We start from the raw sequence: 22,998 nt of genomic DNA on the forward strand, positions 1-22,998 counted from the left end.
TGACCAGGGTTTTTGTCTTGGGGGCGGAGTTGCCAAACGTACTACTCAGGCACCCCACACTCGTTCAGCCCCCGCAGATCGGGGGCTTTCTGCGTTCTACGGCGATTCCGCTCCCATGCCAGAATGGACGCCATGGCTCGCCCGCGTCTCCGCTTCACCCGCTCACGCCCCGGAATCCTCGGACGGGCCCAACTGGGCGCCGCATCCCTGGCCGGATCGGGGGCGGCCCTCGCTTCACGACTGTCCGGTCGCGGGTCGGGAGCGTCCATTCGCGGCAAGGTGATGCTGACCGTCGACCGGCACGCCCTGGGCAAGTTGCTGGCCGAACGTCGCGTCGCTGCGGTGTCGGGCACGAACGGCAAGACCACCACCACCCACCTGCTGACCGCTGCGGTCCGCGCCGGTCTGGCCGACCCACGAGACGTCGTCACGAATGCTGATGGTGCGAACCTGCACGCGGGCATGGCCTCGGCGCTGGCGACCGCACCCCATGCCACCATCGCCGTCCTGGAGTGTGATGAGCGAGTGGTGCCCACCGTGGTCTCGGTGGGTGCTCCCGAAGTGCTGGTGCTGCTCAACTTCAGCCGCGACCAGCTGGACCGCAACCACGAGCTCAAGTCCCTGGGGCGGGGCTGGCGCGAGGCGCTGCAGACCGCCGGTGACCTCGGACCGGTGGTGGTGGCCAATGCCTGCGACCCGCTGGTGGTCTGGTCGGTCGACCACGCCCGTCGGGTGATCTGGGTCGACACCCGCGATCCCTGGACCCAGGACGCCACCCTCTGCCCAGGCTGCGGCGCGATCCTGGGCCGTGAAGAGGGCAAGTGGCGCTGCCCGCAGGGAGACCTCACCCAGCCTGATGCCGACTACGTCCTGGATGGCGACGAGGTGGTGGACCCGCTCGGACACCGCTACACCCTCGAACTCCAGGTGCCCGGACGCTTCAACCTCGCCAATGCCGCCTGCGCGTTCGCCGCCGCCCGCGTCATGGGAGTGCCCCCGGAGACCGCACTGCGGGGCATGCAGACCGTCCAGGCACCCTCGGGGCGCTACGCGGTGGGCACCTTCAACGGCGTCCAGGGGCGACTGCTGTTGGCCAAGAACCCGGCCGGCTGGGCCGAGTCCCTGCCGCTGGCGGCCACTGATCCGGTGATCCTGGCGATGAACGCGGCGGCCGCCGATGGACGCGACATGAGCTGGCTGTGGGATGTGTCCTTCGAGCAACTCGCGGGGAGGCAGGTGATCTGCACCGGGCCGCGCGCCCAGGACCTGGCCGTGCGCCTCGACTATGCGGGGGTGGAGCACATGGTGATCCCCGACCTGATGGAGGCCTTCGCCGCCCCCCGGCTGAAGGACCTTGAAGGTCCCGTCGACGTCGTCTCGACCTATACCCCGTTCCAGAAGCTGCGCAAGCTGGGAGGCCTCGCATGACCGCCAAGATCGTCCTCGTCTTCCAGTCCCTGCTGGGTATCTACGGCGACCGGGGCAACTCCACCGTCCTGGTGGAGCGCCTGCGCCGGCGCGGCATGGACGCCGAACTCGTCGAGGTCGAGCCCGGGCAGCGGATCCCCGATGACGGGCTCGTCTACCTGCTCGGCGGAGGGGAGGACATGGCCCAGATCTCAGCGGTGCGCGAGCTGCAGAAGAGTGGCGATTTCTTCCGTGGTCTCGACAAGGGTGCGGTGCTGTTCGCAGTCTGCGCTGGCTACCAGATCCTGGGCAAGAGCTTCACGGTCGGCGACCACGACGAGGTCTACCAGGGCCTGGGCCTGCTGGACGTCACCACCCGCCGAGGTGCCAAGCGTGCGGTGGGCGAGGTGCTGCACAGCTGGACGCGTCCCGATGGCAGCACCAGCCTGATCACAGGTTTCGAGAACCACGGCGGCTACACCGAGCTCGGACCGGAGGCCACTCCGCTGGCCCGGGTGGAGAAGGGCATCGGCAACTGCGGCGATGGCACCGAGGGTGCCGTGCAAGGCCAGGTCGTCGGCACCTACCCCCATGGACCGGTGCTGGTGCGCAACCCCGACCTGGCCGACCACCTGCTCGAAAAGGCACTCGGACATGATCTGGACCCGCTCCCGATGCCCTCGGTGGAGAAGCTCCGCGCCGAACGAATCGCCGCCGCCCGAGGCGCATGACACCTCGATTTCACTTTCGGGTCACGGCTGGGTATAGTTACTTCTCGCGCGCGCTGCTAGCTCAATTGGCAGAGCAGCTGACTCTTAATCAGCGGGTTCTGGGTTCGAGTCCCAGGCGGCGTACGAGTGGGGCCCCTCTTCGGAGGGGCCTCGTGCTTTCCCGGACCTGTACGTGCTGGACGTCTCGCTCGCCGCCTTTCACGCACTTGCCCGCGCGACTCCGACTTGCGGCCCACCGGGGGCGGGCGGATCGAAGTTGCGCGGGCAAGGAGGCGAAGGCGGCGGCCTCAGCCCTTCAGGCCACCGGCCAACAGGCCACGGACGAAGTAGCGCTGCAGGCCCAGGAACACTGCCACCGGCACGATCATCGAGATGAACGCGCCCGCTGCCAGCAGGTACCAGGCGTTGCCCCGGGTACCCGAGAGCTCCGCCACACGCACCGTCAACGGAGCGACGTCCTGGGAGCCGCCCAGGAAGATGAGCGAGACCAGGAGGTCGTTCCACACCCACAGGAACTGGAAGATGCCGAAGCTCGCCAGCGCCGGGGTGAGCAGCGGGATGATGATCCGGAAGAAGATCTGGGTGTGGCCGGCGCCATCGACGCGAGCCGCCTCCATCAATTCCCCGGGAAGATCCTTCATGAAGTTGTGCAGCAGGAACACCGCCAGCGGCAATGCGAAGATCGAGTGCGCCAACCACACACGCCAGAACCCGTCGATGCCGGAACTGTTGAAGAACTGCAGCAGCGGGATCAGCGCCACCTGCAGCGGGACAACCTGCAGCGCGAACACCAGGACGAACAGGAAGTCCCGGCCCGGGAACTTGATCCAGGCGAAGGAGTAGGACGCCAGGGCGGCCAGCATCAGGGGGATCAGCACTGCCGGGATCGTGATCACCAGCGAGTTCACGAAGTAGTCCGCCAGGCTCGTGGTGGAGCCGAACAGTGCCTGCTCGTAGTTCTTCATGGTGAACCACGGCTTGACGAAGGCATGCCACCAACCGGTCGCCTGCACGTCCTTCTGGGTACGGAAGGAGGTGACCAGAAGACCCAGGGTGGGCAGCGTCCACATCACGGCGATGATGATCGCGACCAGGGACGCCCACGGCGAGCTGACGGCGCGGGCCGCCTCCCCGACTGCCTTCTTGCGCCGACGACCGGCCGGCTGGGTGCTGGCACCGTCCAGGGTGCTGAGGTCGTTACCGGTGCCGTTCGGGTCCGGCTCGTCCGGCATGGGCCCCTCGGGATTCACCAGTGCCTGTGACATGTCAGGACCTCCTCAGCTGGATGACGTTGTAGACCACGATCGGGATGACCATGATGAACAGCAGCACCGCCAGCGCCGCTCCGCTGCCGTACTGGCTGTAGCGGAACGCCTTGTTGTAGAACTCATTGGCAATGACCGAGGTGCCGAACTGGCCACCGGTCATGGTGCGCACGATGTCGAAGACCTTCAGCGTGCCGATGGCGATGGTGGTCAGCACCACGACCAGAGACCCACGGATGCTGGGCAGGGTGATGAAACGGAACAGATTCCACGCACCGGTGCCGTCGATCTTCGCCGCCTCGATGATGTCGTCCGGGATTGCCTTGATTGCCGCTGAGATCACCGTCATCGCGAAACCGGCCTGGATCCAGACCATGACGATGATCAACCAGAAGTTGTTCCAGGGCTGGCTCAGCATGAAGTTGACCGGTTCCATCCCCAGGCCATCGAGGATGGCGTTGAACAGGCCGATCTGGTCGCGTCCAGCGGGGCGGTAGTCGTAGACGAACTTCCAGATGATCGAGGCACCGACCATCGAGATCGCCATGGGCAGGAAGACCAGCGCCTTGGCGAAGGCCTCCACCCGGGAGCGGTCAACGAGAATCGCGTAGACCATGCCGACCAGGGTCGACAGCGTCGGGACCAGAGCCACCCAGAGCAGGGTGTTCAGGACGACCTTGCGCATCTCCGGATCGCGGAAGATGTCGACATAGTTGCTCATGCTGAAGCCGGTGGCTCCGTCGGCTCCGCCGAAGCTCTGGCGGATGGTGAGCAGCCCGGGGTAGAGCAGGCCGACCGCCAGCATCAGCATGACCGGCAGGATGAACCAGTAGCCCTGCAGGGCATCAGTGAACTTGTTGCTCCCCCGGCTGATCAGCCATCCCACAGTCATGACCACCGCAACGACGGCGGCGAAGGCCAGCAGGGCGATCAGCATGGGGATGAACTTGGACGCGAGGTCCATGGGTTCTCCTCAGGATGAAGGCCGCGCCGGGGCGCCAATGCCCCGGCACGGCCGCATTATCAGGTGACGGGTCGGTGACCGTGAAGCAGCGACCCGAGGATCACTTCTTCGGCCAGGACTTCTCGATCATGTCCAGCTGGGACTTGGTGTCCGCGCCGGTGATCCAGTTGGTCATGCCCTTCCAGAAGGTGCCGGCGCCCACGGCACCGGGCATCAGGTCGGATCCGTCGAAGCGGAAGACGGCCTTCGGGTCAGCCAGGGTCTCGGCCGACAGCTTGTCGATCGGGGACTTCAGGTTCTCCACCTCCAGGCCCTTGTTCGCCGACACCCAGCCGCCACCAGGGGTGGACTTCGCCTTCGCATTCGCCCACTCGGCGGAGCTCAAGTAGGTCTGGAAGGCCTTCACCTCGGGACGGTCGGAGAAGGCAGCAACGAACTCGCCGCCACCCAGGACCGGCTTCTCGCCATCAGCCTTCTCGCCGGGCAGGTAGAAGGCGAAGACGTCGCCGTCCTCGGCCACCTTGGTGCCCTCCGGCCAGTTGGCGGCGTAGAAGGACGCCTGGCGGTGCATGTAGCACTTCTTGTCCAGAATCGGCTGGCCAGCGTCCTGGAAGGTGGTGGTGGCGATCGACTTCACATCACCGAAACCGCCATTGACGTACTTGGGGTCCTTGAGGATCTTGCCCATCTGGTCCATGGCCTTGGAGACCTCGGGAGCGTTGAAGGGAGTTTCGTGCTTGACCCACTTGTCATAGGCGTCGGGTCCGGCGGTACGGAGCATGAAGTCCTCCAGCCAGTCCGTGCCCGGCCAGCCAGTCGCGTCTCCGGATCCGAAGCCGACGCACCAGGGCTTGGCGTCCTTATCATCGGCGGCGATCTTCTCGGTGAGCTTCATCAGCTCGTCGAGGGTCTTGGGGACCTCGTAGCCCTTGTCCTTGAACATGGAGGGTGAGTACCAGACGAAGGACTTCACGTTCGCGCCCAGTGGGGCGGCGTAGAACTTGCCGTCGACCGAGCCGTACTCCTTCCAGGACTTCTCCCAGTACTTGTCGACATTGGCCGCGGTCTCCTTCGGGGCCTCGACCACCTTGCCGGTCTCCTTGACCAGTGTCTGCAGCAGGCCGGGCTGTGGGATGAAGGCGATGTCAGGGGCATTGCCGCCCTTCACCTTCACCAGCAGCTGGGCCTCGAACTCCTTGGAGCCCTCGTACTTGACCTTGGCTCCGGTGCAGTCCTCAAAAGGCTTGTAGGAGTCGATGTGGGGCTGGTCCTCGGGGGCCACGATGGAGGTGTAGACATGGACCTCCTTGCCCTTCAGGTCGCCGAAGGCCTTGTAGGGGGCACAGTCGATGGCGCCAGCCTCTGCCTTGGTACCGTCGGATCCACTGCCGCCGTCGTCACCGGTGTCGGCGCAGCTGGCCATCGTCATGGCCAGCACCGTCGCGCTGATCGCAGCCGCGATGCGCTTGAGACGCATGGTTTTCTCCTTGTCTGGCCGTGTCACCAATGAGACGGCCTCGGGGTCGTGACCATGCTGTCAGACGTGTCCCAGATCTGCGGCAAACGGGGCCCGTGAGTACATAACGGTGTGGCAACAATGGCCACGCGCTCAGGGCTCAGTCGTCGCGGAGCGAGCGAGCCAGCCCCTTGAGCTCACGCTTCTGGATCGCCTTCTTGCGCCCCGCACCGGTGATGGCTCGAACCGTCAGCAGGAAGGTCACCACGCCCAGGACGGCCCCGCCCACAGCGACGAGGCGGTCCACGCGCCAGCCGGCCTCGTCCTTGATGGTGGACTTGGCGGACTCGAACTCGGTCTGGGCGAAGGCCCGGGCCTGGTCGATGGTGCGATCCTTGATGGCAGTGGGGTGCACCTCTTCGACCAACTGTTCAACCTGCGCGGAAACCCGGGCGCGGGCCGCAGCCAAGTCACGACGGATCTGCTCGGCAGTGCGATTGTCCTGGGGCTTCTTGTCAGCCACGGTTCCTCCATGTGTCGCCATGATCAGTGGGCTACACGGGGGGCCCACCACCACGCCAGCCTATAGGGTTTGCGGCATGGACAAGCGCCTTGAGATGGGATCCCTCGCCCCGGATTTCGCCCTGCCGGACTCGACTGGGGAGACGGTCAGGCTGTCGGACTTCGCCGACCAGCGCGTGATCGTCTACTTCTACCCCGCCGCCCTCACCCCGGGCTGCACGACCCAGGCAGTCGACTTCAGCGCCGCCCTGGCCGAACTGAACGGCGCAGGCGTCAAGGTGCTGGGCATCAGCCCCGACACGCCCGCGAAGCTGGCGAAGTTCGTGGCCCAGGAGTCACTCGGCTTCCCGCTGCTGGCCGACCCCGACAAGAACGTCATCCAGGCCTACGGCGCCTGGGGGACGCGCAAGCTCTACGGCAAGGAGGTCACCGGCGTCCTGCGCTCGACCTTTGTCGTCGACGTGGACGCCCACGGCAAGGGGACCATCGCGCTCGCCCAGTACAACGTCAAGGCGACCGGTCACGTCGAGCGGCTCCGTCGCGAGCTGGGCGTTTGACCGGCGGCTGCTGGAACATCGCACGGCCCGTGGCGGCTGGTCGCCGTCTCGCGGGGGTAGTATGGCCCGCGCGCCGGAGTGGTGGAATTGGTAGACACGCAGGATTTAGGTTCCTGTGCCCCTGGGTGTGAGGGTTCGAGTCCCTTCTCCGGCACTCGCGCCCGTCCAGGTTTACATCAGGCCGATGTCACCAATATTGACCCCGGCTTAGGGGAGCCTCACCCGCAGGCGTACCCTGATCCGCATGACCGACGTGACCGCCACCCCACCCACCGGGTGTTCGCAGTGCCTTGACCTGCGACAGTGCCAGAGCGGCACCCCCGGCGTGGTCACCTGCGTCCTGCGCACCGAAGCGAACGCCGCCGCCATGAAGCGACTGGCCGAACTCGGCCTGCGCCGCGGGGCCACCATCACCGCCGGGCAGCGCACCCCCGGCGGCGGACGAGTGATCGGCGTCGCCGACGCCTGGCTGGCACTGGACGCCGCCACGCTCGCCTCGATGCACGTCTCCCCCGCACACTCATGACCCCCGCACACGCATGACCCCCGCCCACGGCTCGGGCGGCACCGTCACGGCGACCTCGGTTCCTTCCTGCCACGAGGACAACACGGCAGCCATCGCCCCCTCTGGCGCCCCCGTGGTCGCCCTCGCCGGAGCGCCCAATGTGGGCAAGTCCACCCTCTTCAACACCCTGACCGGCGCCCGTCGCACCATGGGCAACTGGCCCGGCACCACCGTTGAGGTCGGCCGCGGCGCCTGGAAGGGCTCCCAGACCTATGACCTGGTGGACCTGCCCGGCGCCTACTCCCTCGACCCCGCCTCCCCCGACGAGGAACTCACCCGCGCCCTCCTGGTCGACAAACCCGTCGAGGAACGCCCCGACCTGGTCATCGTCACCGCAGACGCCGCCCATCTGGCGCGCTCGCTCTACCTGGTCAGCCAGGTCCGCGAGTTCGACTACCGCGTCGTCGTCGCCCTGACCATGGGAGACGTCGCCGAACGGCGTGGCATCACCGTGGACACCGCAGCGCTCTCGGGCGCGCTCGGATGTCCGGTGGTCCGCGTCGACCCACGCCGTCGCACCGGTCTTGACGAGCTGGACGCGACCGTCGCGCGCGAACTGGCTCTCCCGCCCACCTCCGGGCGTCCCCTGCCTGAGGGCCTGGACGAGTTCGACCTGGCGGACGACCGCTTCAGCTGGATCGACGCAGCCATCAGTGGAGCCGTGGACCGCAAGGCGGCCACCCGCCGCAACTGGTCGGACAAGCTCGACCGGATCGCCCTGTCCCGCGTCTGGGGGCCGATCGTCTTCCTGGTGACGATGTGGGCGGTCTTCCAGGTGACCACCACGGTCGCCGCCCCGCTGCAGGATGGTCTGGACACCTTCGTGGCGGGCCCGCTCAGCGACGCCGCAGCCAAGGGCCTGCAGGCCATCGGGCTGGACAACCCCATCGTCCACGGGTTGCTGATCGACGGCCTCATCGCCGGCGTCGGCATGCTGCTGACCTTCGTGCCCCTGATGGCCCTGATGTTCCTGCTGCTGGCCCTGCTGGAGGATTCCGGCTACATGGCGCGCGCCGCCGTGGTCGCCGACCGCCTGATGCGCGCCATCGGGCTGCCCGGCAAGGCCTTCCTGCCGCTGATCGTCGGCTTCGGTTGCAATGTGCCGGCCATCGCCGCGACCCGGGTGATGCCGACCCTGCGCCAGCGCATCCTGACCGCCCTGCTGGTCCCGTTCACCAGTTGCTCCGCCCGACTGACCGTCTACGTCATGATGGGCAGCATCTTCTTCCCCGGCCACGCCGGCACCGTCGTGTTCGCGATGTACCTGGTCTCGATTGCCCTGATCGTGCTGACCGGGCTGCTGCTGAAGCACACCCTGTGGCGCACCATGGGTTCTGAGGCCCTGATCATGGACCTGCCGCCCTACCAGCGCCCCACGCTGCGGCTGATCTCCATGGCCACCTGGACGCGGTTGAAGGGCTTCCTGCAAACCGCGACCGGCATCATCGTCGCCACCGTCATCGCGGTCTGGGCGCTGCAGGCGACGCCGGTCACCGGCGGTCATTCCTTCGGCGAGGTGCCGCCCGACGACTCCGCCTACGCCGCCGTCGCCAGGACCGTCTCCCCCATCTTCGCCCCCGCCGGCTTCGACACCTGGCAGACCACCGGCGCGTTGGTCACCGGTTTCGTCGCCAAGGAAGCCGTCATCTCCTCCTGGGCCCAGACCTACGCCGTGGAGGACCCGGGAGCGACCGGAGACCAGACCGAACTCGGTGCCGCCATCACATCCGCCTTCGATGACTCCTCGGGGGGGCACACGCTGCCTGCCGTCTGGGCGTTCATGGTCTTCCTGCTCGCCTACACCCCGTGCGTGGCCACGCTGGCGGCCCAGAAACGGGAGATCGGCCTGAAGTGGACCATCTTCGGTGTCGCACTCCAGCTGGCGACGGCGTGGGTGCTGGCGGTGGCTGTGTTCCAGGTGGGAAGGCTGTTCTGGTGAGCGGCCCGCTGTCCCAGGTCTTCCATGCCATCGTCGAGGGCGCGAAGTCCCGCGTCGAGATCGCCGAAGCCACCCACCTCGACCCCGAGGTGGTCGACGCCTCCTTGGACCACCTGATCCGCATGGGACGCCTGGACACCGAACAGCTCAGCTCCGGCTGCCCCGATGAGGGCTGTGGCACCTGTTCCTCCGGCAGGGCAGATGGCACCGCCGGCTGCGGGGCCGCAGGGCCCGCCAATGCACGCGGACCGGTGATGATCACACTCGGGAGCTCACTGGGCAAAGGACCCAGATGAACTCCTCATCACGATGAGGTGGACGACATCACACAAGTTCCGTGAACTGCCCTAGGGTGAAGGGGCAGCTGGCCGCGCAGCCCGCTGCGCACTTCCCGAAAGCTGCTTCGTCCCTCCACAGGAAGCAGACCATGATCGACCTTCGCCGGGCGTCCCACCTGGGCGTCGTCCTCCTCTCCCTACTGATCTCGACAGTGACCTCGCTGGCCTCGACACCGACCGCCCACGCCGCCACCGCCGACCGACTGCCGGTCACCTTCACCAACACCACTGGCAGCGACCAACCGCTCAGCCTGCACATCCTGGGCACCGACATCACCACCGGACGCCAGGGCTACGTGGACGCCAACGGTCTCTTCCACGAGTGGCCCCTGATGACGGGCAGCACCGCGGTGCAGGCCCCTGATGTCTCCATCCCGGGCCCCGCCAACGGCAGGTCAGTCACCCTCAGCGTCCCGAAGAACGTCTCGGGGCGCCTCTACTATTCCCTCGGCAGGAGCCTGGACTTCCAGCTGGTGGGCACACCGCATGGCACCGGCCTGCGCCAGCCCTCGTTGAGCGATCCCTCGGACCCGGCCCGCCTGCTCCAGTTCGACTGGATGGAGTTCACCTACTCCGATGGCGGCCTCTGGATGAACCCGACCCAGGTCGACCAGTTGGCGCTACCGGCGACGGCGGAGGTCACCGGGCAGAACGGCACCCACAGCACAGGCACCCTGGTCCCTGGCGGACGTCAGAAGGTGATCGACACCCTGCTGGCCGATCCGGACTGGGCCCGGACCGTGGTGCGCAACTCGGCCGGAGAGGTCGTGCGCGTCCTCTCACCCCACCACTCCACCCATGCCGGGCTGCTCTCGCCGACCTATCTGGACGCCTACATCCAGCGAGCCTGGCAGACCTACACGGCCCGCGCCCTGGTGGTCAACCCCTTCCCGGACCAGCCCTCGCTGACGTACACCGGACGCACCCGCGACGGCGTCCTGCGCTTCACCAGCGCCACCGGCACCGAGGTGGCCGCCTTCGCCGCACCGCGCAGCGTCGACGTGTGGGGCTGCGATGGAGCCCTGAACGGGCTGGGCAACCAGGCACTGCCCAATGACCAGGTCACCGGCCCCATCGCCCGCACCCTGTGCGCAGCGCTGGTGCGCGGAACCCTGGGGCGCTACGACGTCGAGCCGGTCATGACGGCGAAGGACTACTACCAGAACACCGAGGGCCGCAACCTGTACGCCCAGGCCGTGCATGCCGCGATGGCGGACGGTCGCGCCTACGCCTTCGCCTTCGATGACGTCGGCCAGCACGAGTCCCTGGTGCATGATCCCCGACCGACCTCGGCACGTGTCACGCTGCAGCCGCTGGGCGGCGCGGTCACCGCTCCCCCGGAGCCGACTCCCACCCCGACCCCGGCGCCGACTCCCATCCCGACCCCGGCGCCGACTCCCACCCCGCCCCCAGCGGAGGACGCCGGCACGATGGTGACCCTCACCGAGAAACACCCCGGCTATGCCACCCTCTCGCTGGGCAGCGGCACCACCCCGGGGATCCTGACGATCAGCGTCGAGGGCGGCTCCACGAGCCGTGCTGCCGTTTCCGGGCCGGGCACGGTGCGGGTGGACCTCTCCGGCCCAGTCGGCACGCGCCGGGTCACGGTCACCTCGACCGGCACCCTGGGACAGGTCACGATCACCCTCCCCTGACGGGGTGGGGTGCAGCCTGCCCACGACCCACGACCGACCTCGGCGCGGACCATCCCCATGCCGCTGCTGACCGCTACAGCGCCGGTTCTGCCGGTTCCCACTCCATCGGCAGCGGGCCGACCAGTCGCAGGTCCGGGTCGTCCTCGGAGAAGCTGCGCACCGGCCCGCCGGGGGCGTCCCGGGTCTCGAACCGCACGGTCACGCGGCCGAGCCCGGCACCCCAGACCCAGCCCCGGCCGAAGGCCTCGTGTTCCACATCGGCGCCGGGCCAGTAGCCGGTTCCGCGCCGCCGCAGCGAGGGCCCCTGGACACTCACGTCCTGCTCCCCTGCCCGCTCGGGTTCGTCCTCGATGAACAGCTCCTCCTGCGCGGCTTCGGCGAAGCCTGACACTCCCAGACCGAGCAGCCGGATGCCGCGACTCACCTCCACCTGCCCCAGCAGTTCCCGCCCCACACGCCCCACGCGCTCAGGGTCATCGGTCGCCCCCGCGAGCGTGCGCGATCGCGTCCACGTGGTGAAGTCGCCCAGACGCACCTTGATCTGAATGGTGCGGGCGAACAGTCCGTGACGCTGCAACCTGGCGCACACCTGCGCCGCGTCAGCATCAAGGCGCGATTCGAGCCAGCCGCGATCGGTGACGTCCTCCTCGAAGGTGTTCTCCTGGGAGATCGACTTGGCCTCGCGGTGACTGCTCACCTCACGGCGGTCACGCCCCCAGGCCAGGGCATGCAATTCCGGCCCCCAGCTCTGCCCCACCTCGCGCACCAGTTCCGACAGGGACGCCTGCTGGACGTCCGCCACAGTTCTCAGCCCCAGTCTCGCCAGCTTTTCGTGGGTCACCGGACCCACCCCGGGAATGGCCCTGATCGACAGTGGGGCCAACACCTCGGCCTCGGTCCCGGGCTCGATGATGCGGACGCCATTGGGCTTGGCGAGTTCGGAGCCGATCTTCGCCATCAGCTTGGAGGAGCCGATTCCCACCGAAGCGGTCAGACCCAGCGTCCTGCGGGAGAGTTCAGCTCGCAGGCGCTCGGCGTAGTGGTGAAGTTCCCCCGGATCAGCCACCGGTGCGTCCGTGCCAGCCAGGTCGACGAAGGCCTCATCCAGACTGAGCGCCTCCACCCGGTCGGAGAACTCGTGCAGCAGCGCCATGACGATTCGGCTGGACTGGCGGTAGGCCTCGAAACGCCCACCCAGGAAGGCAGCGTGCGGCGCCAATCTGCGAGCCTCAGTGGCCGGCATTGCCGACCGGACACCGAAAACCCTCGCCTCATAGGAGGCGGTGGACACCACTCCACGACGACCAACGCCGCCGACGACAACGGCCTTGCCCCGCAGGGAGGGCTTGTCGCGTTGCTCGACGGCGGCGAAGAAGGCGTCCAGGTCCAGGTGCAGGATGCTGGCGCGGGTGCGAGCCGGGAAGCTCACTGGCTGATCTGGCGTACCCAACCCTGATAGAGGTAGACGGTCTTGCCGATGGCGTCCTGGCGCTCCTCGACACGCTTGAGACCCGCCTCCTCGGCGAGCGCGATCGACTTGGCGTTCTTGGGGCGGATCAGCAGGCGCACGCGGGCTTCGCGATCGACCTGGCGAACACGCTCGAGCGCCTTGCTGATCATCTCGGGGGTGTAACCGTTGCCCTGCTTCTCAGGGAGAAGCTGGAAGCGCAGCATCCAGACCTTGTCGCCGTTCTCGAGGGTGACGCGCTGGACCCCGCCGATGCCGAGGAACTCAGCGGTCTCGGTGAGGCGAATGGTCCACAGGTCCAGGGAGTTCTCGTCCCAGCCACGGGTCACCGCCTGCAGGCGGTCGGTGGCGTCCTGCTCGTCCTTCAGCTTGATTCGCTCGGGGTCGTGCTCCCAGATGCGCTCGTCCTCCCAGATGCGCTTCCAGTCGTCGACATCGTTCACGGTGCCGGGGATGAGGGTGAGGCGCTCGGTGTGGCTGATCGGCACGTACTTGGTGAAGTCGTGGGTCCCGTGCTCCTCACGGCGGATCTGGAACCAGGTGTTCTCGTCGATCTCGGGGAAATGGACGCTGCCCTCGGGGGTCTGCTTGACCCAGGTGATGTCGAGGGCGTCCACCTTGTCCATGGTCTGGGCGTAGATCTGTCCACCGCCAGCGATGTAGATGATGTCATCGGCCATCGACCCGCGGCTGGTGCGTGCGGTGCGAATGGCCTCGTCAATGCTGTGGGCGACGAGCACGCGAGTCTTGCCCTGCGCGGGAGGGGCTTCGAAGGCTTCGTTCCGGGTGACCACGACGGTGGTGCGATTGGGCAGCGGACGCCCGATGGACTCGTAGGTGGAGCGTCCCATGATGACGAAGTTGTCGGTGGTCAGCTCACGGAAGCGGTCCCAGTCCGACTGAATCCGCCACGGGACGTCCTTGCCGTCCCCGATGACCATGTTCTCGGCCACGGCGGCGATGCTGACAATCTGCATGGGGCTCCCTTTTGGCGTCGAACGCCTGTCGAGTCGGTCGATCTGTCGTCGGGCCCTAGCTTAGCCGTGGGGAACCGCCTCAGACCGCTATGGGCGCCTTGATGGTCGGGTGCGGGTCGTAGCCTTCGATGCTCATGTCTTCCAGGGTGAACTCGTCGATGTCGCGGACCGCCGGATTCAGCACGAGACGCGGCAGCGGACGCGGTTCCCGGGAAAGCTGGGTGGCGACCTGCTCACGGTGGTTCTGGTAGATGTGCGCGTCGCCAAGGGTGAGCACAAGGTCGCCCACGGCGTAGCCGCAAACCTGCGCCATCATGTGCGTCAGCAGCGCATAGGACGCGATGTTGAACGGGACGCCGAGGAAGACATCGGCGGAGCGCTGGTACACCTGGCAGCTCAGGCGCCCCTTGGCCACGTAGAACTGGAAGAGCAGGTGGCAGGGCGGCAGCGCCATCTCGTCCAGCTGGGCCACGTTCCAGGCCGAGACGATGTGGCGACGTGAGTCGGGGCTGGCCTGCAGGTCGTGGATGACCTTGGCGATCTGGTCGACGTGTCGCCCATCGGGGGTCGGCCAGGAGCGCCACTGGTGGCCGTAGACCGGCCCGAGCTCGCCCTGGTCATCGGCCCACTCGTCCCAGATGGTGATCTTGTTCTCGTGGAGCCAGTTGATGTTGGTGTCGCCGCGCAGGAACCACAACAGTTCGCCGAAGACCGAGCGGGTGTGCACCTTCTTGGTGGTCAGCAGGGGGAAACCGTCGGCCAGGTGGAAGCGCATCTGGTGGCCGAACACGCTGCGGGTGCCCACGCCGGTGCGGTCGGCCTTGTCGATACCTTCATCGGTGACGCGGCGCAGGAGGTCGTGGTACTGCTTCATGCTCGGCTCCCCTCAGAGGTCGTTGCTACGGGGCTCGGCGTCGGCGCCGCCGCCCAGGATCTGGTCGCGCTGGTAGTCCTTGAGCACCTCGAGGATCTCGCGGACGGCGCGAGCTCGGTGGGACTGGGCGTCCTTCTCCTCGGGGCTGAGCTCGGCGCTGGTCAGCTCGGAGCCCTCCGGGATGAAGATCGGGTCGTAGCCGAAACCATTGCTGCCGCGCGCCTCGGTGGCCAGGGACCCCGGCCAGATGCCCGGTCGGGTCTCCTCGAAGCCCTCCGGAGTGGCGAAGGCCATCACACAGACGAAACGGGCGCCGCGCCGGGAGGTGGGGACGTCATCGGTCTGTCGGAGCAGCAGCTCCAGGTTGGCGCGGTCGTCGCAGGCCGGCCCGTCCCAGCGCGCGGAACGGATACCGGGCATGTCGTTGAGGGCGTCCACCTCGATGCCGGAGTCATCGGCCAGCGACGGGAGCCCGGTGGCCTGCGCCGCGGCCCGTGCCTTGATCAGGGCATTCTGGGCGAAGGTGGTGCCGGTCTCGGCGGGGGGCTCGTGCTCGGGCCAGGCATTCAGGCCGACGATCTCGATGAACAGCTGCTCGGACGCGACCAGCCGCTGCAACTCGGCCAGCTTCTTGGCGTTGTGGCTTGCCAGCACGACCTTCATCGGTTCAGCGGGCAGGTCGGGCACCTGCGGCAGGCGTGGCGGCACGATCTGGGGGACGCGGGGAGTCTGGGTCATGACTGTTCTCCGATCGGGCGTGCGGAACGCTTCACCAGGGGTTCGGCGAGGGCCTGCTGCTGCATGGCGGCGAGCTCGGCGCAGCCCTTGAGGCCGAGGTCGAGCAGCGCGTTGAGTTCGTCGCGGTTGAAGGGAACACCCTCGGCGGTGCCCTGGACCTCGATGAAGTCCCCATTGCCGGCAACCACGATGTTCATGTCGGTGCCGGCGGTGGAGTCCTCGTCATAGGGCAGGTCCAGCACCGGACGGCCGTTCACGATGCCCACCGAGATTGCCGACACCGAGTCCTTCAGCGGCTCCCCGGCCAGCGATCCGCGCTGGCGCAGCCACTCGACCGCGTCGACCAGCGCGACATAGGCACCGGTGATGGAGGCGGTCCGGGTGCCGCCGTCGGCCTGGAGCACGTCGCAGTCGATGACGATGGTGTTCTCCCCCAGCGCCTTGAGGTCCACGACAGCACGCAACGCACGGCCGATGAGGCGGCTGATCTCGTGGGTGCGCCCTCCGATGCGTCCCTTGTGGGACTCGCGATCGGAACGGTCGTGGGTGGCACGCGGCAGCATGGCGTACTCGCTGGTCAGCCAGCCCAGGCCACTGCCCTTGCGCCAGCGCGGAACCCCTTCGGTGACGCTGGCCGCCACCAGGACGCGGGTATTGCCGAACTCGACCAGCACCGATCCCTCGGCATGGTCCAGCCAGCCGCGGGTGATGCGCACCGGGCGCAGCTGGTCATCGGCGCGTCCGTCGGAACGCCTGCTGGGAGTGGCGGGGGTCTGGGTCATGGACGCCAGCCTAGCCACCTCGCAGAGCGGGCAGGCCAGGTCAGCGCGGGCAGGTGCAGCGCTCAGCCTGGGGGACGCCGCGCAGCGCATCCTCGATGTGCTCCCCGCAGCCCTTCCAGGTCGGCTTGCCGCACTTCGCGCAGGTCACCTTGGTGCACATGGTCATCTCCTCGTCGTTCGAGCGGGTCACACGGCCCGCCTCACCAGCGTACCCACACCAATCCGGAAGAGTTGTTGACGAAAGCGGCCGACCAGGCCGTCACAGGGGGTGAGGGAGGAGGAACCGATGGCGCTCAATGACTTCGAGGAGCTGGTGGTGCGTGAGCAGGCCGGTGTGCTGCGGCTGGCCTGGGCGCTCACCGGCAATCCCGAGGACGCCCGAGACCTCGCCCAGGAGGCCCTGATCCGCGCCTTCACCAAGCAGCGGCTCGTCCTCCGCGCGAAGGTCCCGCGGGCCTATCTGCGCACGATCGTGCTAAACACGTGGCGCTCGCAGCGTCGACGGCCCGAGAGCCCCAGGGCAGAAGTCCCCGACTCCCCCACCGAGGACGCCATCGCCCTCGAACGCCAAGCCCTGGTCGCCGCGCTCGCCCAACTGCCCCAGCAGCAGCGGGCCGTGGTGGCGCTGCGCCACCTGGATGACCTCAGCGTCCGTGAGACGGCCGCCGCGCTGGGCTGCAGCGAGCAGACCGTCACCACCCAGACCGCCCGAGCGCTTGACCGGCTGCGGTCCAATCCCGTCCTGCGTGACCTCGTGGAGGTGTGAGATGACCGATCGTTTGAGGCAGCTGGTGCCGGACCTGGAACCGCTGGACCTGTGGCAGGTGCACCGGGAAGCGCTGCGACGCCGTCGACGCCAGCACCTGGTCATTGCGGTGGCGCTGGTGTCTGCGCTCGCCCTGGTGGTCGGGGCCACGATTCGCTGGTGGCCACGAGCCATTCTCGCCGAGCCTGCCGCGACGCCAACATCCATGACACCGACAGCCACGACGTGTCCCACCCCCGTGCCGCGGAATGGCGTCTTTGAGATCGCTGGCTATGCCAGCGGCATCTACTGGAACGGTGGGGACTTCTACGTCCTCGAGCCGACGCTGACCGCCGAGCCCGGCAAACGCATCGGCACCGTGCCCTGCAACATCGTGGACATCCAGGACAAGGCCAGGGCCATCTGGCGCGGCTCGTGGCCCGATGGCTCCTCCACTGCCACCCGCGTGGGGGCGGCCATCGCGGTCCAGAAGGGTAGCCCGGAGTCCTGCCGCATTGCCGTCGACATGGGCAAGGGGAAGTGGGGCGTCTTCCAGTCCAAGGAGTGCTGACTCAGCGTGTGGGCAGTGACCCGACGTGGATCTCGTGGGCGGTGTTCACGAAGGCGGGCAGCAGGCGACGACTGATGCCCTGGAAACGTTCGGCGTCCCCGGTGGTGAGGAAGAGCCGGTGCGACCCATCGCGGTTCGGGGTGGCCAGCCGGAGGTCGTTGAGCACTCGCCAGGTCTCCTGCGCGGCTTCCGACGACGAGCTGACCAGGTTCACCGCATCACCCATGACGTAGCTGACCACCCCCTCAAGTAGCGGGTAGTGGGTGCAACCCAGGATCAGGGTGTCACAGCCAGCGCGCTTGATGGGCGCCAGGTAGTCGCGGGCCACGGCCAGCACCTCCGGCCCCGAGGTGATGCCGGCCTCGACGAACTCCACGAACCGTGGGCAGGGGCTGGTGGTGACGGCAACGCCCGGGTTGGCCGCCAGGGCGTCCTCGTAGGCCATCGAGATGGCCGTCGCCTTCGTGCAGATCACGCCGATGCGTCCATTGCGGGTCACCGCTGCCGCCCGGCGAGCTGCGGGGAGCACCACCTCGACAATCGGGACGTCGTAGCGTTCGCGGGCATCGCGCAGCACCACGGCGGACGCGGTGTTGCACGCGATGACCAGGGCTTTCACACCGTGGTTGACCAGCTTGTCGAGGCATTCCAGCGCAAACCTGCGCACCTCGGCGATCGGACGCGGCCCATAGGGCGCCCGGGCGGTGTCGCCGACGTAGACGATGTCCTCGTTCGGCAGTACGTCGGCGATGGCACGGGCCACCGTGAGCCCGCCGAATCCCGAGTCGAAGACTCCGATCGGCGCGGTGGGCTCAATCTCGTTCATTCGGGCAGGACGCATTCCAGCAGGGACTCCAGCATCCATCCCAGCCAGGAATAGAAGGTGTGCAGCCAGGCGCGCGGGTCCTCATCAGGACGCTCCGCCACATCGTGACTGGTGATCTCGTCAGTGATGCCCAGCATCACCGACAGCACGAGCCTGAGTGAGTTCAGCGTCTTCAGCCAGGCATCGATGTGCTCCTGGCGGATGCGGACCTCGCCGCGGGACACCTTGCCCAGGTCATCCAGCACCACCTGGGCGGCGGACAGTTTGGCGGCCCGCTGCTCGGGTTCGGTGAAGCGGCGATAGTCGCTCGCGGCCTCCGGGTCGTCGATGTAGGCCGGCGGGAACAGTCGCTCGGTGACCGGGTCGCGCTCGTCGTCGAGGTGCTCGTCCTCGATGCTGGGTTCCTGGCCGAAGCTTCGTTCCCACGCAGCAAACGGGTCGTCCTCGGAGAGCTCATGGGGCTGCGGGCCCACCGGGCGTCCATCGTCGATGAGGGTGATGTACTCCGAAACCGACTGGCTCAGTAGCTGCAATTCGTCGCGGTCGACCTGCAGCCACACCTCAGACCCGATGTGGCGGAAACGTCCCACGCCTCACTCCGCCCTGTCCACGGTGGCCCAGAGGCCGAAACCGTGCATGGCGGCCACGTCGCGCTCCATCTCCTCGCGAGAGCCGGTGGAGACCACCGCCTTGCCCTCGTTGTGGACCTGCAGCATCAGCTGTTCGGCCTTCTCCCGGGAGTACTTGAAGTAGCTGGTGAACACGTGGGTCACATAGCTCATCAGGTTGACCGGGTCGTCCCAGACCAGCGTGATCCACGCCTTGGCGAGGTCCACGTGCTCCTCGACCTGCTCGACGGTCGCCGTGCCGCCCTGCGGGCCATCACCGGAGGGAAAAGCTGTGGACATACCCTCCATTCTGGCACGGCGTGAGCCCTAGGCTGGCGACCATGACCACGTCGCTGCTGACCGACCATTACGAACTGACGATGGTGCGCGCCGCCCGAGCGTCCGGAACCGCCGGGCGGCGCAGCGTCTTCGAGCTCTTCCCCCGGCGACTGCCCGAAGGACGCCGCTATGGCGTGGTCGCCGGCGTCGGCCGTGCGCTCAAGGCGCTGGAGGACTTCCGTTTCGACCAGGACGACATCCGGTTCCTGCTCGACAAGAACGTGATCGACGACGGCCTGGCCGACTGGCTCGCGGACTACCGGTTCACCGGCAACATCTGGGGCTACCCCGAGGGCGAGATCTACTTCCCCGGCTCGCCCCTGCTGGTGGTCGAGGGCAGCTTCGAGGAGGCGGTCCTCCTCGAGACGCTCTTCCTGAGCATCTACAATCACGACTCCGCGATCGCGTCGGCAGCGAGCCGGATGTCCGCGATGGCAGATGGGCGTCCGATCATCGAGATGGGTTCGCGGCGCACCCAGGAGATGAGCGCGGTCGCCGCGGCGCGTGCCGCCTACATCGCCGGTTTCAGCTCCACCTCGAACCTCGAGGCCGGACGCACCTGGGGCATCCCCACCTCCGGTACTGCCGCCCACTCCTTCACCCTGCTGCACGACACCGAGGAGGAGGCCTTCGCAGCCCAGATCAAGGTTCTCGGCGAGGACACCACCCTGCTGACCGACACCTACGACGTCGAGCAGGCGGTGCGCGCCGGCGTCCGCCTGACCGGGGGACGCCTGGGGGCGGTGCGACTCGACTCCGGCGACCTGGCGATCGCCGCGCGCGAGGTCAGGGACCTCCTCGACGACCTGGGGGCGGAACAGACCCGGATCATCGTGACCTCAGACCTGGACGAGTGGCAGATCGCGGCCCTGCGCGGCGCCCCGGTGGACGGCTTCGGCGTCGGCACCTCGGTGGTCACTGGTTCAGGCCACCCGACCTGCGGCTTCGTCTACAAGCTGGTCGCACGCGCCGACTCCGCCGACGGGCCGCTGGCGCCCGTGGCGAAGAAGTCACTCAACAAGAACACCGTGGGGGGCCGCAAGTATGCCCTTCGCCGCGTGGACGAACAGGGAGTCGCCCGGGCCGAGATCATCGGGATCGAGGCCCAGCCCAAGGACGACGGCAACGACCGCGAACTACTGGTCCAGCTGGTCCGGGATGGTGAGGTTATCGCGCACGAGTCCGCCGACGCGGCCCGGGAGCGGCACCTGCGCGTCCGCAGTGAACTGCCCCGCTCGGCCCTGCGCGTGAGCAAGGGTGAGCCCGCGATCCCGACGATCATGCTCGACGACGACGGCGACCTGGTGAACAACCCCTACGTGAAGGGCCCCGTCACGATCTGAAATCCAGGTTCCGGGGCGATTGTGTCCAAATATTCACTGCGTCCATGTAACATGGACATATGGAAGTTTTGGACGCTCCGGAATTGCTTGGCTCTGCCCTGGGCGAGCTGGCCGCACACGGCCTGTCCGTCGAACTGCTGGGAGAAATTCCTCACGGCAACTCTGATTCCCTGGCAGATGCGCGTCTGAGGCTTGGGTGGCGACGGCACTCCCAGGAGTTCCGCGTGGGCGTCAAGAAGCACTTGCGACCTGCCACTGCTGCGCTCTCCCTGGAGAAGCTGGCCCGTCTGGACGACTCATTGCTGATCGCAGACCGGGTCACGGGAGAAGTCGCCCACCTGGCGCGAGAGATGGGAGTCGCCTACGCCGACGCCGCTGGCAATGCTTGGATCAGAGCGTCCAACTTTCTGATTGACGTACAGGGACGGACATCCACCATCACTCAAGATCGGCTGCCGTCGGGATTCACCAAGACGGACCTTCGGGTCATCATCGCCCTGGTCACGCATCCCGGAGCAGCACACCTTGCAGCACGGGAACTCGCACAGCTCATCGGGATCTCGCACGGCGCCGCACACCTGACCACCAGAAAACTCCGAGAGCGCGGATACCTGTCACCCAGTGGGTTGCGACGCGGTCGATCGCTTCTTGACGAATGGACCCAGGCCTATCTGGCGCGGGGCGGCGCGCACAGGCAATCCCGTCGCGGCTACATTGACCCGGACATCGACCTCCCGTCGACGCTCGCGCGCGCCGGAGCGACCCACCTGAGCGGCGAACTGGCTGGCAGCCTACTCGGATGGCCAATACGCCCCACGACCGCTGTCGTCTACGCGTCTGTACCCACCGAGGTCGCTCGCAGCCTGCGGCTGCGCTCGCACGGCGACGGTCGAGCGGTGGAAGTGAGAACACCCCTGCTCGGGCCAACGGACAATCCGCCCGGCATCGCGGCGAGCATGGTCATCCGGGCGGATATGTTGACCAGCATGGACCCCCGGCAGATCGAAGTCGCAGAGAGAGCACTCCACGATGACCCGAACCTTCGACGTCTCATCGAGACTGCCTGAGGGCATCCCCGAGGCACTCACTGTCCTCGACGGGCACCTTCGTAAGATGAGGGTGCCTTACCTCGTCATTGGAGCTCTTGCGCGGGACGTCACGACTTCTCTTATTCAAGACGCTGAACCCGAGCGCGCGACGAGAGATATCGACCTGGCCATCCGCGTTGACTCGATGGAACAATTCCGCGTCGCGACGCAGGGCTTGGACCGCATCGGACAATCAGAGCACAAGTTCATGGCCGCCGGCGTTGAGGTCGACCTCGTCCCCTTCGGGGATATCGCAGCCGACGGCATGCTTGAGTTCACGGACTCGATTCTCGACATCAGGGGGCTGAGTCAGGCCGCCGAGCACAGCGATCGCGTCAGAGTCAGCGCCGACCTCATCGTCGACACGGCGTCGGTTCCTGCGCTCGCCATCCTGAAGATTCTCGCCTGGAATGCCCGAGGTTCATCGAACCCCAAGGACGCCATCGATCTTGGCCACCTCTTCCGCGCTGTCGCGGAGAAGCCGTACGCGGACACGGCGTGGGAACACAGCAGCGCCGGACCCCTCGTGAACTACGACGGATCACTCATCGGCGCCGCATGGCTGGGATTTGAAGCTGCGCGAATCAGCGACGAAGAGACACACGCCGCCGTCCATGATGTCCTGACATCGCGCAGAATGGAACTCGCGCACGACCTGCGGAGCAGCCGCGCCACGGAGCGGCTTGATGCAGAGAGACTCGACGTGTTCTCTCAAGCATTCTCAAGTGTTCAGAAATGGACCTGTGGACAACGGGGTCAAGAACGCTCCCACCTCCCATGATCCCGGTATGAGTTTCGAAGACCTGCCCAGGGACTGGGCGAGCAAGCCCCTGTGGGACAACAACCTGGCCGACGTCGTGGACCTCCTGTTCAGTCTCGACGACCGCCTCAACAATGGCCTGCTCTTCCTGACGAGCCATTCCGACGGCATCCCGATTCGTGCACCTTTCATGGGAGAGGACATGAACTGGCGCAACCACGACTTCGTCGACCGGCTCGACGTCATGGCGGACGAGATCAGCAACCACGCCAGCCACATCCTGGTCGCCTTCGGGCACAGCGAGCCGGGCGTCACGAGCAATGACCTGGCGTGGCGCAAGCGCCTTGAAGCCCTGTTCGGACGCCACGGGCTCACCGCGATCGGCTTCTTCGCGGCAGATCCCCATGGCGTCCATCCGGTGCCCAACGCACCGGCCCTGGTGGAATGAGCCAGCCGGCGTCACCTGCTGTACGCTTTTAC

Annotated in this window: 26 protein-coding genes and 2 tRNA genes; 15 read left to right on the forward strand and 13 right to left on the reverse strand. The window is 67.1% G+C overall.

Annotation, left to right across the window (positions count from 1 at the left end; translation table 11 throughout):
* Positions 1 to 285 precede the first annotated feature (285 nt).
* The 3 genes from M3G03_RS10525 to M3G03_RS10535 all read left to right on the forward strand — a co-directional run bounded on the left by M3G03_RS10525 (position 286) and on the right by M3G03_RS10535 (position 2,261).
* Entirely contained in the window at positions 286 to 1,428 is a 1,143-nt protein-coding gene (locus tag M3G03_RS10525) for a DUF1727 domain-containing protein (RefSeq protein ID WP_396121950.1), read from the forward strand.
* Positions 1,425 to 2,138 (forward strand): type 1 glutamine amidotransferase, encoded by a 714-nt coding sequence (locus M3G03_RS10530; protein ID WP_259809727.1) that lies wholly within the window; start codon positions 1,425 to 1,427, stop codon positions 2,136 to 2,138. Before M3G03_RS10525 ends, M3G03_RS10530 begins: the two co-directional genes overlap by 4 nt.
* 50 nt (positions 2,139 to 2,188) lie before the next feature.
* A tRNA-Lys gene (locus tag M3G03_RS10535) sits at positions 2,189 to 2,261 on the forward strand.
* Positions 2,262 to 2,425: 164 nt separating this feature from the next.
* Here the strand turns inward: M3G03_RS10535 and M3G03_RS10540 are convergent.
* From M3G03_RS10540 to M3G03_RS10555, 4 genes are all read right to left on the reverse strand, one after another.
* The gene (locus tag M3G03_RS10540) at positions 2,426 to 3,403 is read right to left on the reverse strand and encodes a carbohydrate ABC transporter permease (protein ID WP_259809728.1); all 978 of its coding nucleotides are present in this window, start codon (positions 3,401 to 3,403) and stop codon (positions 2,426 to 2,428) included.
* Between the two features lies 1 nt (position 3,404).
* On the reverse strand, positions 3,405 to 4,367 hold the full coding sequence (locus tag M3G03_RS10545; RefSeq protein WP_259809729.1) for a carbohydrate ABC transporter permease: 963 nt from the start codon (positions 4,365 to 4,367) through the stop codon (positions 3,405 to 3,407).
* Positions 4,368 to 4,467: 100 nt separating this feature from the next.
* On the reverse strand, positions 4,468 to 5,844 hold the full coding sequence (locus tag M3G03_RS10550; protein ID WP_259809730.1) for an ABC transporter substrate-binding protein: 1,377 nt from the start codon (positions 5,842 to 5,844) through the stop codon (positions 4,468 to 4,470).
* 139 nt (positions 5,845 to 5,983) lie between these two features.
* Positions 5,984 to 6,346, reverse strand: coding sequence for a DUF3618 domain-containing protein (locus M3G03_RS10555; protein ID WP_259809731.1), 363 nt, complete (start codon positions 6,344 to 6,346; stop codon positions 5,984 to 5,986).
* A 76-nt stretch (positions 6,347 to 6,422) separates the two neighbouring features.
* On the opposite strand from M3G03_RS10555, the gene bcp reads away from it, so the two are divergent.
* The 6 genes from bcp to M3G03_RS10585 all read left to right on the forward strand — a co-directional run bounded on the left by bcp (position 6,423) and on the right by M3G03_RS10585 (position 11,399).
* Positions 6,423 to 6,902, forward strand: a complete 480-nt coding sequence (bcp, locus tag M3G03_RS10560) for a thioredoxin-dependent thiol peroxidase (protein WP_259809732.1) — start codon at positions 6,423 to 6,425, stop codon at positions 6,900 to 6,902.
* Between the two features lie 72 nt (positions 6,903 to 6,974).
* A tRNA-Leu gene (locus tag M3G03_RS10565) sits at positions 6,975 to 7,056 on the forward strand.
* A 90-nt stretch (positions 7,057 to 7,146) separates the two neighbouring features.
* On the forward strand, positions 7,147 to 7,428 hold the full coding sequence (locus M3G03_RS10570) for a FeoA family protein (RefSeq protein WP_259809734.1): 282 nt from the start codon (positions 7,147 to 7,149) through the stop codon (positions 7,426 to 7,428).
* Positions 7,429 to 7,441: 13 nt separating this feature from the next.
* Positions 7,442 to 9,406: a ferrous iron transport protein B gene (gene feoB, locus M3G03_RS10575; protein ID WP_259809735.1), complete on the forward strand. Its 1,965-nt coding sequence runs from the start codon at positions 7,442 to 7,444 to the stop codon at positions 9,404 to 9,406.
* Positions 9,403 to 9,702: a FeoC-like transcriptional regulator gene (locus M3G03_RS10580; protein WP_259809736.1), complete on the forward strand. Its 300-nt coding sequence runs from the start codon at positions 9,403 to 9,405 to the stop codon at positions 9,700 to 9,702. Before feoB ends, M3G03_RS10580 begins: the two co-directional genes overlap by 4 nt.
* Positions 9,703 to 9,833: 131 nt before the next feature.
* Positions 9,834 to 11,399, forward strand: a complete 1,566-nt coding sequence (locus M3G03_RS10585; RefSeq protein WP_259809738.1) for a beta-1,3-glucanase family protein — start codon at positions 9,834 to 9,836, stop codon at positions 11,397 to 11,399.
* A 73-nt stretch (positions 11,400 to 11,472) separates the two neighbouring features.
* Here the strand turns inward: M3G03_RS10585 and M3G03_RS10590 are convergent, their stop codons facing one another.
* The 6 genes from M3G03_RS10590 to M3G03_RS10615 form a co-directional block, all read right to left on the reverse strand.
* Positions 11,473 to 12,828, reverse strand: coding sequence for a DNA polymerase IV (locus tag M3G03_RS10590; RefSeq protein WP_259809740.1), 1,356 nt, complete (start codon positions 12,826 to 12,828; stop codon positions 11,473 to 11,475).
* Positions 12,825 to 13,844 carry a dihydrofolate reductase gene (locus M3G03_RS10595; protein WP_259809741.1) on the reverse strand — a complete coding sequence of 340 codons (1,020 nt, stop codon included), beginning with the start codon at positions 13,842 to 13,844 and terminating at the stop codon, positions 12,825 to 12,827. The genes M3G03_RS10590 and M3G03_RS10595 overlap by 4 nt, the downstream gene beginning before the upstream one ends.
* A 79-nt stretch (positions 13,845 to 13,923) precedes the next feature.
* On the reverse strand, positions 13,924 to 14,718 hold the full coding sequence (locus M3G03_RS10600; protein ID WP_259809744.1) for a thymidylate synthase: 795 nt from the start codon (positions 14,716 to 14,718) through the stop codon (positions 13,924 to 13,926).
* Positions 14,719 to 14,730: 12 nt separating this feature from the next.
* Positions 14,731 to 15,381 (reverse strand): RdgB/HAM1 family non-canonical purine NTP pyrophosphatase, encoded by a 651-nt coding sequence (gene rdgB / locus M3G03_RS10605; protein WP_259809861.1) that lies wholly within the window; start codon positions 15,379 to 15,381, stop codon positions 14,731 to 14,733.
* 71 nt (positions 15,382 to 15,452) lie between these two features.
* On the reverse strand, positions 15,453 to 16,238 hold the full coding sequence (gene rph, locus M3G03_RS10610) for a ribonuclease PH (protein WP_259809745.1): 786 nt from the start codon (positions 16,236 to 16,238) through the stop codon (positions 15,453 to 15,455).
* Between the two features lie 40 nt (positions 16,239 to 16,278).
* The gene (locus M3G03_RS10615) at positions 16,279 to 16,428 is read right to left on the reverse strand and encodes a hypothetical protein (RefSeq protein WP_259809747.1); all 150 of its coding nucleotides are present in this window, start codon (positions 16,426 to 16,428) and stop codon (positions 16,279 to 16,281) included.
* A gap of 96 nt (positions 16,429 to 16,524) precedes the next feature.
* Between M3G03_RS10615 and M3G03_RS10620 the strand changes: the two genes are divergently transcribed.
* Positions 16,525 to 17,004: a SigE family RNA polymerase sigma factor gene (locus M3G03_RS10620; RefSeq protein WP_259809748.1), complete on the forward strand. Its 480-nt coding sequence runs from the start codon at positions 16,525 to 16,527 to the stop codon at positions 17,002 to 17,004.
* Position 17,005: 1 nt separating this feature from the next.
* Complete coding sequence (locus M3G03_RS10625) at positions 17,006 to 17,554, forward strand: hypothetical protein (RefSeq protein WP_259809749.1); 549 nt, start codon at positions 17,006 to 17,008, stop codon at positions 17,552 to 17,554.
* 1 nt (position 17,555) lies between these two features.
* On the opposite strand, the gene murI is transcribed toward M3G03_RS10625, so the two are convergent.
* From murI to clpS, 3 genes are read right to left on the reverse strand one after another with little or no spacing between them, the layout of a single operon-like run.
* A complete protein-coding gene (gene murI / locus M3G03_RS10630) occupies positions 17,556 to 18,380 on the reverse strand; it encodes a glutamate racemase (protein WP_259809750.1) in 825 nt (274 codons plus the stop codon).
* Positions 18,377 to 18,970, reverse strand: a complete 594-nt coding sequence (locus M3G03_RS10635; protein ID WP_259809751.1) for a DUF2017 domain-containing protein — start codon at positions 18,968 to 18,970, stop codon at positions 18,377 to 18,379. The genes murI and M3G03_RS10635 overlap by 4 nt, the downstream gene beginning before the upstream one ends.
* Positions 18,971 to 18,973: 3 nt before the next feature.
* Positions 18,974 to 19,288, reverse strand: a complete 315-nt coding sequence (clpS, locus tag M3G03_RS10640; RefSeq protein WP_259809752.1) for an ATP-dependent Clp protease adapter ClpS — start codon at positions 19,286 to 19,288, stop codon at positions 18,974 to 18,976.
* Between the two features lie 41 nt (positions 19,289 to 19,329).
* Here clpS and M3G03_RS10645 point away from each other — a divergent pair, with 41 nt between their 5' ends.
* Genes M3G03_RS10645 through M3G03_RS10660 form a run of 4 tightly spaced genes read left to right on the forward strand, consistent with a single transcriptional unit; the run spans position 19,330 to position 22,966 of the window.
* A complete protein-coding gene (locus M3G03_RS10645) occupies positions 19,330 to 20,670 on the forward strand; it encodes a nicotinate phosphoribosyltransferase (RefSeq protein WP_259809753.1) in 1,341 nt (446 codons plus the stop codon).
* A 59-nt stretch (positions 20,671 to 20,729) separates the two neighbouring features.
* Positions 20,730 to 21,737: a type IV toxin-antitoxin system AbiEi family antitoxin gene (locus M3G03_RS10650; protein ID WP_259809754.1), complete on the forward strand. Its 1,008-nt coding sequence runs from the start codon at positions 20,730 to 20,732 to the stop codon at positions 21,735 to 21,737.
* Positions 21,700 to 22,539: a hypothetical protein gene (locus M3G03_RS10655; RefSeq protein WP_259809755.1), complete on the forward strand. Its 840-nt coding sequence runs from the start codon at positions 21,700 to 21,702 to the stop codon at positions 22,537 to 22,539. Before M3G03_RS10650 ends, M3G03_RS10655 begins: the two co-directional genes overlap by 38 nt.
* Before the next feature lie 7 nt (positions 22,540 to 22,546).
* On the forward strand, positions 22,547 to 22,966 hold the full coding sequence (locus tag M3G03_RS10660) for a hypothetical protein (RefSeq protein WP_259809756.1): 420 nt from the start codon (positions 22,547 to 22,549) through the stop codon (positions 22,964 to 22,966).
* The last annotated feature ends 32 nt before the right edge of the window (positions 22,967 to 22,998 follow it).

The sequence above is a fragment of the Aestuariimicrobium sp. p3-SID1156 genome (genome assembly GCF_025144225.1).
Lineage (GTDB): Bacteria > Actinomycetota > Actinomycetes > Propionibacteriales > Propionibacteriaceae > Aestuariimicrobium.

Coding starts and splice junctions, on each gene's coding strand:
- M3G03_RS10585 (WP_259809738.1), top strand. CDS start 9,834: ATGATCGACCTTCGCCGGGCGTCCCACCTGGGCGTCGTCCTCCTCTCC.
- feoB (WP_259809735.1), top strand. CDS start 7,442: ATGACCCCCGCCCACGGCTCGGGCGGCACCGTCACGGCGACCTCGGTT.
- murI (WP_259809750.1), bottom strand. CDS start 18,380: ATGAACGAGATTGAGCCCACCGCGCCGATCGGAGTCTTCGACTCGGGA.
- M3G03_RS10625 (WP_259809749.1), top strand. CDS start 17,006: ATGACCGATCGTTTGAGGCAGCTGGTGCCGGACCTGGAACCGCTGGAC.
- M3G03_RS10545 (WP_259809729.1), bottom strand. CDS start 4,367: ATGGACCTCGCGTCCAAGTTCATCCCCATGCTGATCGCCCTGCTGGCC.
- rdgB (WP_259809861.1), bottom strand. CDS start 15,381: ATGAAGGTCGTGCTGGCAAGCCACAACGCCAAGAAGCTGGCCGAGTTG.
- rph (WP_259809745.1), bottom strand. CDS start 16,238: ATGACCCAGACCCCCGCCACTCCCAGCAGGCGTTCCGACGGACGCGCC.
- M3G03_RS10620 (WP_259809748.1), top strand. CDS start 16,525: ATGGCGCTCAATGACTTCGAGGAGCTGGTGGTGCGTGAGCAGGCCGGT.
- M3G03_RS10595 (WP_259809741.1), bottom strand. CDS start 13,844: ATGCAGATTGTCAGCATCGCCGCCGTGGCCGAGAACATGGTCATCGGG.
- M3G03_RS10655 (WP_259809755.1), top strand. CDS start 21,700: ATGACCCGAACCTTCGACGTCTCATCGAGACTGCCTGAGGGCATCCCC.
- M3G03_RS10530 (WP_259809727.1), top strand. CDS start 1,425: ATGACCGCCAAGATCGTCCTCGTCTTCCAGTCCCTGCTGGGTATCTAC.
- M3G03_RS10650 (WP_259809754.1), top strand. CDS start 20,730: ATGGAAGTTTTGGACGCTCCGGAATTGCTTGGCTCTGCCCTGGGCGAG.
- M3G03_RS10660 (WP_259809756.1), top strand. CDS start 22,547: ATGAGTTTCGAAGACCTGCCCAGGGACTGGGCGAGCAAGCCCCTGTGG.
- clpS (WP_259809752.1), bottom strand. CDS start 19,288: ATGTCCACAGCTTTTCCCTCCGGTGATGGCCCGCAGGGCGGCACGGCG.
- M3G03_RS10540 (WP_259809728.1), bottom strand. CDS start 3,403: ATGTCACAGGCACTGGTGAATCCCGAGGGGCCCATGCCGGACGAGCCG.
- M3G03_RS10600 (WP_259809744.1), bottom strand. CDS start 14,718: ATGAAGCAGTACCACGACCTCCTGCGCCGCGTCACCGATGAAGGTATC.
- M3G03_RS10645 (WP_259809753.1), top strand. CDS start 19,330: ATGACCACGTCGCTGCTGACCGACCATTACGAACTGACGATGGTGCGC.
- bcp (WP_259809732.1), top strand. CDS start 6,423: ATGGACAAGCGCCTTGAGATGGGATCCCTCGCCCCGGATTTCGCCCTG.
- M3G03_RS10550 (WP_259809730.1), bottom strand. CDS start 5,844: ATGCGTCTCAAGCGCATCGCGGCTGCGATCAGCGCGACGGTGCTGGCC.
- M3G03_RS10570 (WP_259809734.1), top strand. CDS start 7,147: ATGACCGACGTGACCGCCACCCCACCCACCGGGTGTTCGCAGTGCCTT.